The sequence below is a fragment of the Desulforhopalus glucosivorans genome (assembly GCF_054397165.1).
The window spans coordinates 2439298-2454431 of record NZ_AP044854.1; the positions used below are offsets into that span (position 1 = coordinate 2439298).

Consider the following 15134-nt stretch of genomic DNA (forward strand, 5'->3'; position numbering starts at 1 on the left):
CCTCCGTAAATTTATGTTCGTATTACTACAAAAGATTAAGCGATTAACAGTCAAACTGTATGATTCGGTGTCCCGCAAAAAATCCAGCTCTGGTAATCGCTTTTTGTGCTGCGATATTCTCTTTTTCTGTGGAGCATATTGGCTTTAATCCCTTCCCTTGAGTAATGCGTACTAACTCAGTCATTATCTGAGTGCCAATCCCCTGCCCTCGTAGTGCCCTATCAACAATGAGTCCAATATCACCATAACCTGACTGAACATGATCATCACTCCGGCTTTCCCCCGCAGCAACAAACCGACCATTTTGTAAGAGACCAAAGAGTTCACCTCGATTAATCAACGCACTATAGTAGCCCATTAACCATCCTTCATGGGCTCCAACGTTGAGCTTTGCAAAAGCAACGGCCTCTGCCAACTGATTGTGAGTTAAGGTGGTTAGCTGAAGAGGTGCTGTATTAATTTGATCTTCAGATTGGAAGCTACCCAACTGATACATAAAGGTGTGAACCTTGAAACGTGGAAAGAGATCAAGGCAAAGTGCCAGATATCCAGGTTCTGCAGTACTTACAAATGCGCCATTGACTTCAGGCACCACTTGGTGTTTGTGAACCAGCAGTTCCTCAAACAGTAATCCTGCCTGATCTTGAAATTCTTGACACACATACAACTGCAGTACATAACCATCATCATTTATACAACAATAACCGACCAGTTCTTCATTTTCATAAAAACCAAAATGGCTTGCCCTTGGCACAAATCCACGGAGCCACATCCCATCTAATGCAGCTGTAGTCTTCTGTAGATATTGCTGTTTAAGTTCATCAACCTGCGCGATTGATACGATTTTTCTTATTTCTGCCATTTTAATCTTCTTTTTCGTTCCGACATAGACCATATACTGACTCTATGAGTTTGGAGCAAATTGTGCCGAGAGGATATTGATTATAAACTGCAAAACAATGTAAGGCTACCCCATCTAACATGGCAAGAAGTATTCTACGTTTATGTCAAGCGTATTACTTAAAAGAAGCAACTGCCTGACAACGCAGATAGAGTTATAAAAAACATGATTTTCAGCAGCACTTAATGTACTGTCTTGGGCACGAAGATCAGGATTCACATACCCACGACAGAGACGCAGCGAAAAACAACCAGACTAATATTTCTGAATATAATAGAATGCTTACCCTAAATGATGATCTAAAAATAAGTCATGGCAAAACAAGAGATTGCTATGAACACCCTGCAAATCCAAATCTCGTTGTCAAAACAGCTTTTGCAGGAGATAAGGAAGGTGACTCATCAAGTATCATGGAGATGCAAGCATATCAGAATTTGATGCGCCTGCACCCCGATTTATCATGCATAAGCCACTGTCATGGTTTTATTAGTACAAATAAAGGTAAGGGATTATTATGTGAATGCATCCGTAATTACGATGGCTCAATAGCAAAATCAATATATGATATAATTCTTTATCAAGAGAGCTGTGATATTCAACATATTGAGATGATTATATCCAATTTCTGTGACCATCTTTGTGCCCAAGATATCTTCATCTTCGATATAAACCTGAAAAACATAGTCCTACAGTTACAGGAAGATGGAACCTACATACCCTATATAATAGACCTTAAGAGTCAGGTTGATACGAAAGAATTCATTCCAATCACAAAATACAGCAAATATTTTGCCCGAAAAAAATTAGCTCGTAGAACAACTCAACTAATCAGCCGTATCAGCGAGTACTACCAGAGAAGATCGTAGCTCATAGGGCAAGATAAGAATAACAACCAACTTTAGCTTTTCGCTTAATTATCCTTAATCTGCACCATAATTAACATCCCTTTAGCCGTTACGACACCCTCTGCCGCCAGGGTAACGCCCACTGTCACCTTACGACCCTTAATTTCCTCTACCTTAGCCCTCAATTCTACTTCAACTCCAACTGGCGTCGGTTTTTTGTAGTCTACTTGTAAGGATGCTGTAACAAACCGTGGCATTGCCCCAGGTTTTAAAACAATACCTGATTCTCTCGCTTTTGCAGCCGCCGCGGTCCCTGCCCCGTGACAATCCATAAGTGATGCAATTAAGCCCCCATAGAGAATCTCTTTCATCCCACCGGAATAATGATTTTCCGGCAGGATATGACAAACACTCTCATCTCCATCCCAGTAACTTTTTATCTGGTGTCCTTTCTCATTGAGGCGACCACAACCATAACAGTGCGAATAATCATCAGCATAGTAATCTTGAAAGGCCTTATCAGACATCACATCCCTCCCCAGTCGATTTAAAGTGTTTTTGTTATTAGTCGTAGAAACAGTAACAAACCTTATGTGATAACATACTCAAAAAGTATCAGTTCAGCAGTATAACGAGGTCTGCTACTATTTCACCATTTCTTACAAGAGCAACACCCTCTTTTCCTGCAAAGTTATCCCAGGTTTCATCAGGTGAACGAAATTGATACAACGTATCATCTTTCCGCATCAACTTTAAGATCACACGCCACTGGCTGTTATTATTGCCAAAAGGAACATTATGACCATCAACCCAGACCATGTTTAACGCTGTAGCTTCTTCTATTGAGATCTCATCACTAAGCCATGCAGGCTCCGCCTCTATTTCCTGATCGCGTAGAACAATATCCAGCTGATATTTTTGATAGTGATAGGACAATTTACGAAACAGTATAACAGGATAAAACGCGACCACAATAACCGAAAGAATGAGTCGCAACACAACACTCTTTACTGCTGTAATGTTTTCATTTTTGATCAGACAATGCATTTTCAAGTCAGCAACTTCCCAATCAACAAGTTGTCGAATTGGCGATTTAACGACAACAAAGACCATCCCTAACACGACGTAGCTCAATAAATATTCCATATTTTTTCTCCATGTATAATAATTCATAATCACTCAAACCAATCTCCAGGACCCCGCAACACCCTGTGTTTTTTTTGATTTGGCCTTTATAATTATTTACGTTAACATAGTTGGTAGGACAAATAGTGTCCTACCAATATTTAAATAGGAGAAAAATGAGTAAATTTAAACCACAGCACAATCGTCTGCTCTTCATCGACAAAGAAATATCAAAAGGAACGTATCCAAACTGCAGTTTTTTAGCGAAGGAGTGGGAGGTAAGCCACAAAACAATCCAGCGGGACTTGGACTACATGCGCTATCAACTCAACGCCCCACTGGAATATTCTGCAAAGCATAGGGGCTACTACTATACTGAAGAAAACTTCAAACTTCCGGCTCTTTCCATGAAAGAAAGTGAGCTGTTTGGCATGTATCTCTCCGCAAAACTCCTTGTTCAGTATGAAGGAACCCCTATTTATGATTCTCTCTGTGCAGTATTTAAGAAAATAGAACTATCCCTACCCAACAAAATTAATATAGACCCCAGTACTGGTCAGGAAAAATTCACTGTCATCCCACCCTTTAGCACCACAGTTACACCTGAAGTATGGGAAACAACTCTGGAAAGCTTACGGACTTCACAACAGATCCAACTCAACTACAAGGCTCCCGGTAAAAGCCTTGAGTTAAGAGTTATCGATCCCTACCATGCAGTCCGTTTTGAAGGTGACTGGTATATCATTGGTTACTGCCACCTACGTAATGAAATACGAACCTTCAGCCTTTCTCGAATTGTCTCCGCTGGGAAAACTGGAAATACGTTTCAAATACCCGATGATTTTGACTTTAAAAAGCTATCAGGTAGTCATTTTGGAGTGCACTGGAGTAACGAGGAGATCAAAGTAAAAATACGTTTTAGCAATAGAGTTGCAGACTACGTTCAAGAACGAACCTGGCACCCTAGTCAAAAAATCACAGGATGTGAAAACGGCGACCTTATCTTGTCTCTTTCGGTGAATCACCTTCTCGAATTAAAACGCTGGATCTTATCCTGGGGGGAAGATGCATGTGTAATAGAACCACATTCTTTTGCCAGAACAATCGAAGACACCTTGAAAAACTCTATCCACAATTACTCAAACAACCAGTAGCTTCTAACCTGCAACAAGCTGGTTAGAAAAGAAAAACAATTTGGATTTGTAAAGTTTTTCCGTAGGGGAGCATATGCCCGGTCTTGACTTCTACTCGCAGTAGATTTTTCATCGTATGGGTATGTACACAATGTATCAGAGCCAATTCAATTTTTGCTTATCAGGCCGCCAGATGATAAAATGCAGGTTGTCTTGTGTTACAATTTACGTTCTTCCTGCCCTAGAACGAGTTCAGTACAACAAAAGCATAGACAGCCCTACTTTCGAGGAGATTTTAATCGATGCCTGACACACCCACCTATAAAGAGTTGCAGCAGCGAGTAGCTCTACTCGAGAAAGAGTTAGAACAACATCAGCGCGTTGAAAGAATAAATACTACGTTGTTCAATATTTCCAATGCTATAGAAACTACAGCTAGTTTAAACGAACTTTACAAAACAATACATCTCGCCCTCAGTTCCATAATCGACACGACTAATTTTTATATCGCTTCCTACAATAAGATCGATGATTCGGTAACTATTCCGTATATCGTTGATACAGTGGATGTTAACTATCCACCGGTAATAGAAATCAGTAAAACTGCCTCTTTAACAGCAGAGGTAATCAGAACTGGTACCCCTATCATGATTACCAAATCAGAGATATTGGCCCAGCGAGAGAAAAGCCGTTTAATAACTCCTGAATGCACACCAGCAGAAATTTGGCTTGGAGTTCCTTTGAAGCATTTGGGAGAGATAGTTGGGGTCATGGCGGTTCAAAGTTATGACAATCCTCTCTGTTATGATCAGACTGATATGAAGGTAATGGCTGCTGTGGCTGATCAGGTTGCAATTGCTGTTGAATTAAAGCGCACAGAAAAAGCATTGATGGAAAGTGAGGTCCGATTTCACAAACTTTTGCAAGAAATTCCATCCGTATCAGTGCAAGGCTATAATTTGGATGGGACTACTCATTTTTGGAATCAAGCTTCTGAGCGTTTATACGGATATACAGAACAAGAGGCAATAGGCACAAATCTTCTGGACCTGATCATACCGCTTAAAATGAAGGGTGATGTCAAGCAGGCGATACAAGAGATGGCCGAAACGGGTGTTCCGACTCCGGCATCAGAATTATCTCTTCTTCGTAAAGATGGTTCCAGTGTCACAGTATTTTCCAGCCATGCAATTGTTGCGAGTCCCGGACGGGAGCCAGAGTTATTCTGTATTGATATTGATCTCACTGAACGTAAACTGGCAGAACAAAAGCTTCGAGAGAGTGAAGAAAAATTCCGAAAGTTAGTAACGACATCACCGTACGGAATTCAGCTTACAAATATCGAGGGTAAAATCATTTTCAGCAATCCAACCCATCACAAGATCCATGGATATTCTGATGGTGAATTGACAGGAAAGTATATTTGGGACTTGATATTAGACGACAACGATAGGGCCCACACCAAGTCCTACTATCAACATTTGGTACGAGAACAACCTGCGCCAGAGATCTTTTATAGCCGAGACAAAACTAAAGACGGTCGGGAAATTGATGTCCAGATAAACTGGGACTACATGTACGATTCAAGTGGGAATCTTGAAGGCATCATCAGTATAATCAGTGACATAACTGAGCAAAAGTTGGTTGAAAATGCTGTAAAAGAATCTGAGCAAAAGTGGCGAAACATACTCGTTAACACACCTCAAATTGGTATCAGTCTGGACCAAAATGCAACAATCACTTTTGTTAACAAACATTTTCAAAAACTGACAGGATGGGAGGAGCAAGAAATCGTTGGTCAGAACTGGTTCGATATGTTCATTCCCAACAATATCCGTGAAGAGGTCAGTAAAGCTTTTTTAACCGTGATGAAGCAAAAGAATACTACTGGATTTTCCACTTTTGACAATGAGATCCTTGACAGGTATGGCACTCCTATCAATGTGTCCTGGTCTAATGTTCTTACCAAAGACATTCATGGGGATATCATTGACGTAACCTGTTTAGGTGTTGACCTGACAGAGCGTCAGCGAGCTGAAACAGCACTAAAAGAGAGTGAAGCCTACATGCGAAGCATCTTCCGGGCCGCGCCGACAGGCATTGGTGTTGTTCAAGACAGGGTCTTCAGGCAAGTTAATGATAAATTTTGTGATATGCTCGGTTACTCAAAGGATGAATTAATTGGCAACCAGTCCTTACTTATTTATCCTTCAGTTGAAGAGTTCGAGAAAGTAGGCCAGGAGAAGTATGAACAAATAAAGACAAAAGGAACAGGGACTGTCGAAACAGTAATGAAGCGGAAAAATGGTGAACTTACAAATGTTTTAATGAGTTCAACACCTATCGAAGTAAATAATTTAAGTGCTGGCGTTACTTTTACAGCACTTGACATTACTGCAAAAAAACAGGCAGAGAAGGCACTTCAGGATTCACATAAACAATTTCTCACTGTGCTGGACAGTATTGACGCCAGTATCTATGTGGCAGATATGGATACCTATGAGATTCTTTTCATGAATCAGCATATGATTGATAGTTTTGGCCAAGACATGACAGGTGAGATATGTTGGAAGGCTTTCAGGGGAGAATCCGCCCCATGTCTGCATTGTACCAATGATAAGCTTGTTGATACAAACAATGTTCCAACTGGTGTTGTTGTCTGGAATGATGAAAATCCAAAAACTGAGAAGAAGTATATTAACCATGATCGGGCAATAGAATGGACTGATGGTCGTTTGGTACGACTTCAGATCGCAACAGATATTACAGATCTATTGTCAATGGAGGAACAACTTCGCCAGGCTCAGAAAATGGAATCCGTCGGAAGGCTGGCAGGTGGTGTAGCGCACGATTTCAACAATATGCTCAGCGTGATCCTCGGTCATGCAGAATTGGCTATGGAGGATTTGGATCGAGAACATCCTATTTATAATGATTTACAACAAATCCAACAGGCCGCCAGTCGTTCCAGTGATATCACCAGACAACTTTTGGCCTTTGCCCGAAAACAGATCGTTTCACCTAAAGTGATTGATCTGAATGAAACCGTGGCTGGGATGTTGAATATGTTGTTACGACTTATTGGTGAGGATATCGATCTCGCATGGTTACCAGGAAAACAACTGTGGCAGATAAAAATAGACCCATCACAAATCGATCAAATTTTGGTCAATCTCTGCGTCAATGCCAGAGACGCCATTGCAGGAGTTGGTAAAATCACCGTTGAAACTGAAAACTGTATGCTCGATGAAGAATACTGTTCGGCTCACGCTGGCTTCGTTTCTGGTCAATACGTAAAAATAGACATAGGCGATACTGGCAGTGGCATGGATAAGGAAATAGTGTCCCATATCTTTGATCCATTTTTTACTACCAAAGATGTTAATGAAGGTACCGGTCTTGGTTTGGCCATGGTTTATGGTATCGTCAAACAAAACAACGGCTTTATCAATGTTTACAGTGACACTGAACAAGGAACAACCTTTTCGATTTACCTTCCTCGATATGCGGAAAAAACTAACACTGGAGAAAGTGAAGCCACGGAGGAATCAGCTCGACATGGCATTGAAACTATTCTGCTGGTGGAAGACGAACCGACAATGTTGAGTATGACCACGACGATGCTTGAACGCCTAGGCTATACCGTGCTTGTAGCGGGTACTCCCAATGAAGCCATTCGTCTAGCTGGAGATCATTCTGGAGAGATTCATCTTGTCCTGACTGATGTAATCATGCCTGAGATGAATGGTCGAATATTGACGGAAAGACTTATGATAATTCGACCTGGGCTGAAATGTCTATTTATGTCAGGATACACAGTAAACGTGATTTCCCATCAGGGGGTGTTGGATGATGGTGTAGATTTCATCCAAAAACCATTCGCCAAACGAGAATTAGCGACAAAAATTCGACAAGCATTGGGTAATGAATAAAAAAATCGGGTAATTGCACTGACACAATTACCCGATTTTGGTCTACCTGGTAGACTTTAGAGTTTTTGGCTAATACCTGTTAGCAGTATGTACTATGCTGATCGTATTTCAATCGTTCTGGGCTTAGCGGCCTCCGCCTTTGGCAAATGAAGCCTAAGTGTCCCATCTTTGAGTTCAGCATTTACTTTTGCAACATCAATTGTTTGAGGTACTGAAAACACTCTTTTGTATTCTACATCACCAAACTCTTGCCAGCTTTCAACGCCCTTTGTCTGAAGATTACGGACAGCTGAGATTTCCAGTTTACCATTATCTACGTTTACTACTATTTTATCTTTTGTTACACCTGGCATATCTGCGTGGAGCAATATTTCTTCATCGTTTTCATATATATCCACGACAGGAGCAACAGTAACTAAATCTTGTTGCTTTTCAACCATATTCTCTGATCTTTTTGTAACTTCCATATTTTTATTCATTGCTTCACCTCCAATAAATCATGAAATAGATAAATGGAATTTTTTAGTTGATAGTAATCTGCTTAGGTTTGGCAGATTCTGCCTTAGGAAGCACCAGTGTTAACAGACCATCTTTCAAGACAGCTTCAATCTTGTCGGCATCAACGTCAGCGGCCAGGGTGAAACTACGTGTAAAGGTTGATTGGTCGCGCTCAGCCCTATGAATTTTATATCCTTTAGGTGCATCAGATTGTCGAGTACCGCTTAGTTCCAGGTAGTTACCTTGAATCTTAATATTGAAATCTTCTTTATTCACACCTGGCACCTCTGCAACAACCTTAAATGAATCGCCATTATCATACATGTTAGTCTTTGGGAAACCGCCTACTACCCTCCAGCCTGAACCTTCACCATAGGACCTGTCAGAGTTAATTGAACGAAGCAGATCCATAGCGGAAAACATACGATCAATCTCATTCATTCTTGTCCACATAACTGTACCTCCTTTTATAGTTGCTCTTTCTCTCCGGCTGCCTCAAAACAGCACAGACTCATGCCTCATATAGATTGTTTTTCCAGTGACATAGCCGATTCATATGTCAATATTTTTCTGCCATCATTTCTCTTTGATGCAAAAATAAATACGGTGATATCTCATGTCAATACCGTAAATAACTTTTTTCACACTAGCGCCATATATTACTTTAAAGGCTACTATTGACAAAGTAATATCAGCTAGGTATTTTATAAAAAAGGAGGTGTTAAGATGAATAACAAGAACAAGTTAAGTCTTTTAGAACAGCCGAAGATTTCTTTTGATGATCTAAGAATGAAACAATCTGTTCGAACGACATTCAAGTTACCAGAGGAGGTCATTAACTTACTTGGCATAATTGCGGGTCAGTTGGGTATTAAGCAGAAATCGCTTCTGGATCAGTTAACTGAAGATTCCAGATTACTCCTTAAGCTTGCCAAAGAGGTGAATATCACCACCAGTAACAAAGAAAAGCGCCAAGCAAAGACGTTTGTAATCAGTAGAAGTGCGCTGCAATCAATTAACGAAGTCGCTCAGAAGCAGAAAGTTCCTCGAGACATTCTTGTGGAAATATCAATAAAAAGATTGTTGCCAATTATAGAAGGAGAACTCGAAAAACACCTTAAACGAAAAAAGATCCTTGATAGGATGAATCAGTTGATGGAGCAAGGGGAAGCACTTCGTACTCAGGCAAAACAGTCCCTGGGTGAAGATGACGATATGTATAAAATGATTGATAACCAGGTCCAATTAGAAAAGAAAAATATCACAACAGCCCAAACAATCATTAAAAAAGGGATGCCAATGGAAGACTGGTAAGATGTAGAGGATTGATCAAGAAAGCATTAGCCTTAACAGCTAACTTGAACTGTTGATAGACAAAAGACAGATGCACAATTATTCCACAGATTATTCTGGACAATATTGAAGTCATGATTTTATTCAGGAGGATCTACAATGCCCCAGAACTATTACATAATACTAGGTATACCGAAGAACTCATCACAAGATGAGATAAGAGCCGCATATCGAAGACTTGCCAAAGAATACCACCCCGATCATTATGGAAATGATCAGGCCCCTTTTCAGATACTGCAAGAGGCTTATTCAGTACTCAGCAACCCAAAGAGCAGAAAATCCTACGACCACTCACTGCAGCCAGAATCGAGAATGAGCAGCCCAGTAAGGCACACCGAGAATGAGCGATATGCAAATATAAATATTGAGCCACTTATTCCTGGGACTGATATCAATTTAAGTAACCTGAACTCTTCTAAGCGATCTTTTCAACAACAAAGACCTGGTTTCGATGATATGTTTGGTCGATTGAGGTGGGAAAATAGTGAACTATATGATTCTGAAATAATGCGACCACAGGACGTTTCATTTGAAATTTCTCTATCACGTGTGCAGGCACAAATTGGCGGCAATGTTCGTGTCCACCTCCCTGTTCAGGTAACTTGTCCATCATGTCAACGACATTTCAGGTACACCTTTGTCTGTAGGCGGTGCAATGGTACTGGTGTTTTAATGACTGAGAGGCCTGTGCTGATAAGGTATCCGGCAGGAGTAAGAGATAATCACGTTATTAAAAGTGTATTACATCCTCATGATACTCAAAAGATTTATATGAATGTAATTTTCAAGATCCACTAGAATCCAATCCTTACAATGGAGACAGCGACGTACCATTAAACTTTACATTTCCAAACCGATGGCAACAGTGCTGGTTTACCCTTTAGCTTAGGGGGCAGGTGAAACATTTCACCACAGCTATACAGCTAATATTATGCGATAAATTTTTTACCGTATGGATGAAGTTGGGCTGCCATGTTTTTAGGACAGCCCTTTTGATTTGAATTCGCGGTAGATATACTTCAATCAGCTCTTTTTCTGGAAGTTCGAATCGAAATTGTTCACCTCAAATTCACCAAAGAAATTACTGACCGGATGCCCTTGTTCAATCCAGGCTAGAACTCCACCATCGAGATTGAAGACTTGGGTATAGCCGAGCTCTTTCAGGCTCTGGGTTGCAAGAACGCCCCTGGCTCCTTTAAGGCAGTATACCACGATGGGCTTGTTCAGGTCTTTTACCTTTTTGGTGAATTGAAACTCGACTAGGCCGCGTGGGATTGACAGATAATCGTCCGCCTCAATTTTTCCAGCATTCACTTCACCTGGTTCGCGCACATCGAGCAGAACAAATTCTTTCTCATCGGCATCAAGCCAGTTTCGTAAGGTTTTACTGTCAATGGTTTGAATGTTTTGTTTGGCAGCTGTAATCTTGTTTTTTAGTATCTGTGCCGGATCATTGAGCTCTGCTGCAAAACTGCTTGCCGCAACAAAAACACTGAGGATAGACGCGAGGATTGCTTTTTTAATCATTGGGTTACTCCTTGATTCTTCAATGGTTTTACAAATAGTCTATGGTCGGACAGCCCGAACATAACCCGTTTTCCCGTTATAAAATGTGCGGGATGGGCCGCACTGATCTCCAATTTCAAAGGTCCCGACGTATGGGGCCCCGTGATTCTCTGCCAGCCAGTAGCTTCCTTCCAGCCTGATCATGACATTACCGTTATCTTTGAAGTCAAAGATGTTGAACAGATTTTTTAACTCATGTTTGGTGGGTAGTCTCCAGTTGTTAAATTCACCCTGATTAAGTTGATTAATGTATGCAATGGCATCTTGGGTGGTTTTGATTTTTTTAGATCGTTGCACCTGCCAAACTCTCCCAAGATTTTTTTCCTGAAAAAGACTATCTGAGATCTGCACTAATGATTCTTCTGCCCGGCAATTGCCTTGGAAAAAACTACTAAAAATGAGAGTCGTGCAGAGAATTAAACTCGTTATTAGTTTTTTATGAAATCCTTTACGATGCATTGGTCACCTCTTAAAGTTACTGGATAGGAACAATGGCATATCCTCTGTTTTGATAACCGGTAAGGGAAACAAAAGTGTTTCCTACCACGGATATTCCCGGTAGAAGAGTCTCGCTATCCACCTTGAACAAGTTTATAGCTATTGCACAGGCTTCAAGACGTACGCCTAATTGAGTAAGTTCTGCCATTAAGCCTGCTGCCTGACTCAGGCTTTGCTGGTCCTCTTCTTCAAATAAACCTGTTTCACTGTTGATAAGACGAACAGAAGGACCACGAAAAGCGATAACCATCTTGGGCTTTAGTCCTGCACTGACAATATCGTCATACGTCATCTTGATAACTTGAAGATAGAGTGCAAGTTTTCCAGCATCCTTGATATTAATATCAAATATTGTTTGGGTGCTTTCAAGACCATCCAGGGAAATATCATTGTTGAAAGTTTTAGAGTGAGCTGATATTGCAATGGCAATGATGGAGCAACTCATTAACGTGATGATAATGCTTCTGATAGTTCTAGTCATGATTGTCCTCGCTTAGGTTAAAATGAATGTTCGTTCTAGTTGTTGATTTTTTAAAAATCAGAGACTGCCACACCTCTCCAGGCGCAGTCCCAACATTCGTCGAGATACGTCGGAAGAGGATTTTCAAGAACACCGTCCAATCGTAGAAAAATCAGTCGAATAGCTCCACCAAAGACTGTTACTGCGGCTACGTTCGGGTCTATATTCCGAATAACTCCCTGATTGATTCCTTCAATAATAATCTGCTTCATAAGGGTAAAAGGTTGAGAAGAGCAGACCGGTTTTTCTTCAGGCATAAACTCACTATGTTTTGCATAGAGCATGTATTGCATAGTGGCACTTGTCTCTTCGGTAAGAGTAAAGAGATAGGTTATTACAGCCTTGCACCGATCATGGACTGTTTCATGCTCGGCCATAATGTTAGTGACAGTGCTAGTCATTTTCTCTTCTATATGATGAAAGAGAGCCTTGGCGATAGCCTCTTTATTTCCAAAATGATGATAGATTGAACCGATACTGACGTTGGCTTCTTTCTGTATATGATGCACGGAGGTATTAAAATATCCATGTTCTGAGAAGAGGCGGAGGGCTGTGGTTAATATCACTTCCCTGCGGTCTGTAATTGTCGGATCGATCATTCTCACACTCCTTTGAAAGTTTATAGAACAAGCGTTCGTTCTAGTGTAAGAATGACCTAATTTAAGAATTAAGTCAAATAGAAAAATACCACATATGACCTATTAAGATAACTGAATGTGATTAACGAAGGCTCTACTACTTAATATAAGGTGTACTATTACCAGTTACCGATCACCTTCCCGGAACATATGCCCCTCAATAGCAGCCGCAAATAACAGGGGTTATACAAACCCTTAAGAGCTTCACCAAAGATAAGGTTTATAACAACTGAACCTACATATTCCTCTGTTTCAAAACGTACTGAAGTCACATTGGATAGTTCAATTATTCATCATCGAGCAGAAGAAAATAAAGCCAAGGCATAGTCTTGCTGCTCTCGGAAGGTTGTTTCATACACTCAGGACAGACATCTTCAACACTTATTTCATCACCAATAAACAGTTCGAGATCATCAAAGTACATGTCAAGAACATTAATTTTATTTTCAGGATCACTCCATTTATTGTAAAGCCCTGTTTTGAAGTGAAGGAAATCGTCCTCGGTCGGATCGTAGGAATCTGGCAGAGTTTTCACATTATCAGCGGAGGCAAGTAGCTCGCCATCTTTATATACCCGCCAAAAACCGTTGTCGGACGTTGTCCACAAAATTTCATAGGTAAAGGACATCCATTGTCCTATATTGATCTGGAACGGCACCAAAGTTTCATCGGGGATAGCCCTGTATCGAAAACTGTATATTGAAGGGTCTTCCTCATCCGCTTTTTTCAAATCATTAAAAATGCCACCACCATAGGCTATAGTGTCATCGGTGGCAGTCGTGCCCGGCCCATTCGGATACTTTGCAGCTCCCGAATGAATCTGGTTAAAGGACATCCAGTTCCAGACAATGTCGATGTTCAGAATATTATCGTTTGTGAACAGGACCTTCCATCTCATTATATGATGCTGATCCGTCAGCAGTCCTTCTCCGGTGGCTGTAGTTAGAACATATTCTGATTTTTCGCAATCGCTGGTATCCGGAAGAGGAAGTGATGGAAAAGAGTGGGATACACCTACATAATCGGAAGTATTAAGACCTGCTTTTATGGGGTTTTCCACAACTTCAGTATAGGACTCCTGATCGTTACCCCAAACTGCCCAGAAGTTTGAGAATTTCACAGGTTCCAGCCTTCCCCACTCAAAATCTGCAAGGGAATAGGCGTCAAACTCCACGGCCCGAACCACCCCTGACATTTCTGACATCTGTGCAATTTCCAGATCAGTTAACACCCTGTTGTAGATTCTCACATCATCAATAAAACCTTTATAAAAGTAGCTGGCGCTAGCGGAGTCTGTACCAAATGCGAGGCTATAGTCATAATCCTCCAATGTTGGATAATATGTAATGGCTCCCTCATTCACGAGTACCCCATTCACATATTTTTTTAGGGTTTGGCCATCATATATAAGCGTAAGGAGATACCAGCTATGTTCATCAAATTCATCCTTTGAGACAGATATCCCCGTCCAGGAATAATCATAAAAATCTGTCCGGAACATCCCATAATCATACCAGTAACTTACTGCGTATCCACCATGACGACCATAGCCATAGGAAACCATGGGAACAGAATATCTGTCTTGCGCCTGATCAGGCTTTGCCCAAAACGACAGTGTCCAGCCTTCGGTATTGACGTTGAGAAGCGAATGATCCGCAGCAACAATTATACTGTCGTTACCATCGAAGTAGTAGGCGGAGGCCGTATTACCATTCCTGTCTGTTGCCGGGGTCGCGCCAGTCTTAACGCCGTGGTGCCCGCCTCCTGCAACATCATTGGTATTACCATCGAATGGAAGATGGAGAATCAGCCCTTCAGCAGGAGCTGTGGCTTGAGCCAGGCTACCTTGAAGCTGGCAGAAAATCAAAAAAACAGGTAACAGTAACAACTGCATCATCATAACTATCCACGTGTCATTTGTAAAAAATGAATTTCCCTGCGACTGATTTATTTTGGCAGGCTCCTGGGTTTCAGTATAATTTCATGCAGGATATTTTGTCCATGGTTAAACACATACTATATGTGGACCTTAAGATAAAAGTAAAACTACCCCCGATGAAGGGATAAGTGCCTTGGTGACAAGACTAAACTTACGATTTCAAATTCAATACCTGAGTTGCTTGTT

15 protein-coding genes are annotated in these 15134 nt (G+C 41.0%); 5 read left to right on the forward strand and 10 right to left on the reverse strand.

The window, feature by feature from the left end:
* Nucleotides 1-43 precede the first annotated feature (43 nt).
* Nucleotides 44-862, reverse strand: a complete 819-nt coding sequence (locus ACX6CI_RS10570; RefSeq protein ID WP_458778122.1) for a GNAT family N-acetyltransferase — start codon at nucleotides 860-862, stop codon at nucleotides 44-46.
* A gap of 224 nt (nucleotides 863-1086) precedes the next feature.
* On the opposite strand from ACX6CI_RS10570, the gene ACX6CI_RS10575 reads away from it, so the two are divergent.
* Nucleotides 1087-1767 carry a YrbL family protein gene (locus ACX6CI_RS10575; protein ID WP_458778123.1) on the forward strand — a complete coding sequence of 227 codons (681 nt, stop codon included), beginning with the start codon at nucleotides 1087-1089 and terminating at the stop codon, nucleotides 1765-1767.
* A gap of 44 nt (nucleotides 1768-1811) precedes the next feature.
* Here the strand turns inward: ACX6CI_RS10575 and ACX6CI_RS10580 are convergent, their stop codons facing one another.
* Both ACX6CI_RS10580 and ACX6CI_RS10585 read right to left on the reverse strand, forming a co-directional pair.
* Nucleotides 1812-2273: a PaaI family thioesterase gene (locus ACX6CI_RS10580; protein ID WP_458778124.1), complete on the reverse strand. Its 462-nt coding sequence runs from the start codon at nucleotides 2271-2273 to the stop codon at nucleotides 1812-1814.
* 88 nt (nucleotides 2274-2361) lie between these two features.
* Nucleotides 2362-2892 (reverse strand): hypothetical protein, encoded by a 531-nt coding sequence (locus ACX6CI_RS10585; protein WP_458778125.1) that lies wholly within the window; start codon nucleotides 2890-2892, stop codon nucleotides 2362-2364.
* Nucleotides 2893-3047: 155 nt separating this feature from the next.
* Here ACX6CI_RS10585 and ACX6CI_RS10590 point away from each other — a divergent pair, with 155 nt between their 5' ends.
* Together ACX6CI_RS10590 and ACX6CI_RS10595 are read left to right on the forward strand one after the other, a co-directional pair.
* Nucleotides 3048-4025: a helix-turn-helix transcriptional regulator gene (locus tag ACX6CI_RS10590; RefSeq protein WP_458778126.1), complete on the forward strand. Its 978-nt coding sequence runs from the start codon at nucleotides 3048-3050 to the stop codon at nucleotides 4023-4025.
* Between the two features lie 281 nt (nucleotides 4026-4306).
* Complete coding sequence (locus ACX6CI_RS10595) at nucleotides 4307-7936, forward strand: PAS domain S-box protein (protein WP_458778127.1); 3630 nt, start codon at nucleotides 4307-4309, stop codon at nucleotides 7934-7936.
* A 92-nt stretch (nucleotides 7937-8028) separates the two neighbouring features.
* Here ACX6CI_RS10595 and ACX6CI_RS10600 read toward each other — a convergent pair whose 3' ends face one another.
* Together ACX6CI_RS10600 and ACX6CI_RS10605 are read right to left on the reverse strand one after the other, a co-directional pair.
* Nucleotides 8029-8415, reverse strand: a complete 387-nt coding sequence (locus ACX6CI_RS10600) for an Hsp20/alpha crystallin family protein (RefSeq protein ID WP_458778128.1) — start codon at nucleotides 8413-8415, stop codon at nucleotides 8029-8031.
* A 43-nt stretch (nucleotides 8416-8458) separates the two neighbouring features.
* Nucleotides 8459-8887 carry an Hsp20/alpha crystallin family protein gene (locus tag ACX6CI_RS10605; protein ID WP_458778129.1) on the reverse strand — a complete coding sequence of 143 codons (429 nt, stop codon included), beginning with the start codon at nucleotides 8885-8887 and terminating at the stop codon, nucleotides 8459-8461.
* Nucleotides 8888-9160: 273 nt separating this feature from the next.
* Here ACX6CI_RS10605 and ACX6CI_RS10610 point away from each other — a divergent pair, with 273 nt between their 5' ends.
* Together ACX6CI_RS10610 and ACX6CI_RS10615 are read left to right on the forward strand one after the other, a co-directional pair.
* The gene (locus ACX6CI_RS10610) at nucleotides 9161-9748 is read left to right on the forward strand and encodes a hypothetical protein (protein ID WP_458778130.1); all 588 of its coding nucleotides are present in this window, start codon (nucleotides 9161-9163) and stop codon (nucleotides 9746-9748) included.
* Between the two features lie 138 nt (nucleotides 9749-9886).
* Nucleotides 9887-10585 (forward strand): DnaJ domain-containing protein, encoded by a 699-nt coding sequence (locus ACX6CI_RS10615; RefSeq protein WP_458778131.1) that lies wholly within the window; start codon nucleotides 9887-9889, stop codon nucleotides 10583-10585.
* A 225-nt stretch (nucleotides 10586-10810) separates the two neighbouring features.
* Here the strand turns inward: ACX6CI_RS10615 and ACX6CI_RS10620 are convergent, their stop codons facing one another.
* The 5 genes from ACX6CI_RS10620 to ACX6CI_RS10640 all read right to left on the reverse strand — a co-directional run bounded on the left by ACX6CI_RS10620 (nucleotide 10811) and on the right by ACX6CI_RS10640 (nucleotide 14909).
* Complete coding sequence (locus ACX6CI_RS10620) at nucleotides 10811-11314, reverse strand: rhodanese-like domain-containing protein (protein WP_458778132.1); 504 nt, start codon at nucleotides 11312-11314, stop codon at nucleotides 10811-10813.
* Between the two features lie 39 nt (nucleotides 11315-11353).
* Entirely contained in the window at nucleotides 11354-11812 is a 459-nt protein-coding gene (locus ACX6CI_RS10625; RefSeq protein ID WP_458778133.1) for an Lcl domain-containing protein, read from the reverse strand.
* A gap of 16 nt (nucleotides 11813-11828) precedes the next feature.
* On the reverse strand, nucleotides 11829-12332 hold the full coding sequence (locus ACX6CI_RS10630; protein WP_458778134.1) for a DsrE family protein: 504 nt from the start codon (nucleotides 12330-12332) through the stop codon (nucleotides 11829-11831).
* 50 nt (nucleotides 12333-12382) lie between these two features.
* Nucleotides 12383-12970 carry a TetR/AcrR family transcriptional regulator gene (locus ACX6CI_RS10635; RefSeq protein ID WP_458778135.1) on the reverse strand — a complete coding sequence of 196 codons (588 nt, stop codon included), beginning with the start codon at nucleotides 12968-12970 and terminating at the stop codon, nucleotides 12383-12385.
* 325 nt (nucleotides 12971-13295) lie between these two features.
* Nucleotides 13296-14909, reverse strand: a complete 1614-nt coding sequence (locus ACX6CI_RS10640) for a LamG-like jellyroll fold domain-containing protein (RefSeq protein WP_458778136.1) — start codon at nucleotides 14907-14909, stop codon at nucleotides 13296-13298.
* Nucleotides 14910-15134: the final 225 nt, after the last annotated feature.

Excerpts from the sequence above, each read along its gene's own strand:
- ACX6CI_RS10570 (WP_458778122.1), bottom strand. The coding sequence starts at position 862 with ATGGCAGAAATAAGAAAAATCGTATCAATCGCGCAGGTTGATGAACTT.
- ACX6CI_RS10575 (WP_458778123.1), top strand. The coding sequence starts at position 1,087 with ATGTACTGTCTTGGGCACGAAGATCAGGATTCACATACCCACGACAGA.
- ACX6CI_RS10580 (WP_458778124.1), bottom strand. The coding sequence starts at position 2,273 with ATGTCTGATAAGGCCTTTCAAGATTACTATGCTGATGATTATTCGCAC.
- ACX6CI_RS10585 (WP_458778125.1), bottom strand. The coding sequence starts at position 2,892 with ATGGAATATTTATTGAGCTACGTCGTGTTAGGGATGGTCTTTGTTGTC.
- ACX6CI_RS10590 (WP_458778126.1), top strand. The coding sequence starts at position 3,048 with ATGAGTAAATTTAAACCACAGCACAATCGTCTGCTCTTCATCGACAAA.
- ACX6CI_RS10595 (WP_458778127.1), top strand. The coding sequence starts at position 4,307 with ATGCCTGACACACCCACCTATAAAGAGTTGCAGCAGCGAGTAGCTCTA.
- ACX6CI_RS10600 (WP_458778128.1), bottom strand. The coding sequence starts at position 8,415 with ATGAATAAAAATATGGAAGTTACAAAAAGATCAGAGAATATGGTTGAA.
- ACX6CI_RS10605 (WP_458778129.1), bottom strand. The coding sequence starts at position 8,887 with ATGTGGACAAGAATGAATGAGATTGATCGTATGTTTTCCGCTATGGAT.
- ACX6CI_RS10610 (WP_458778130.1), top strand. The coding sequence starts at position 9,161 with ATGAATAACAAGAACAAGTTAAGTCTTTTAGAACAGCCGAAGATTTCT.
- ACX6CI_RS10615 (WP_458778131.1), top strand. The coding sequence starts at position 9,887 with ATGCCCCAGAACTATTACATAATACTAGGTATACCGAAGAACTCATCA.
- ACX6CI_RS10620 (WP_458778132.1), bottom strand. The coding sequence starts at position 11,314 with ATGATTAAAAAAGCAATCCTCGCGTCTATCCTCAGTGTTTTTGTTGCG.
- ACX6CI_RS10625 (WP_458778133.1), bottom strand. The coding sequence starts at position 11,812 with ATGCATCGTAAAGGATTTCATAAAAAACTAATAACGAGTTTAATTCTC.
- ACX6CI_RS10630 (WP_458778134.1), bottom strand. The coding sequence starts at position 12,332 with ATGACTAGAACTATCAGAAGCATTATCATCACGTTAATGAGTTGCTCC.
- ACX6CI_RS10635 (WP_458778135.1), bottom strand. The coding sequence starts at position 12,970 with ATGATCGATCCGACAATTACAGACCGCAGGGAAGTGATATTAACCACA.
- ACX6CI_RS10640 (WP_458778136.1), bottom strand. The coding sequence starts at position 14,909 with ATGATGATGCAGTTGTTACTGTTACCTGTTTTTTTGATTTTCTGCCAG.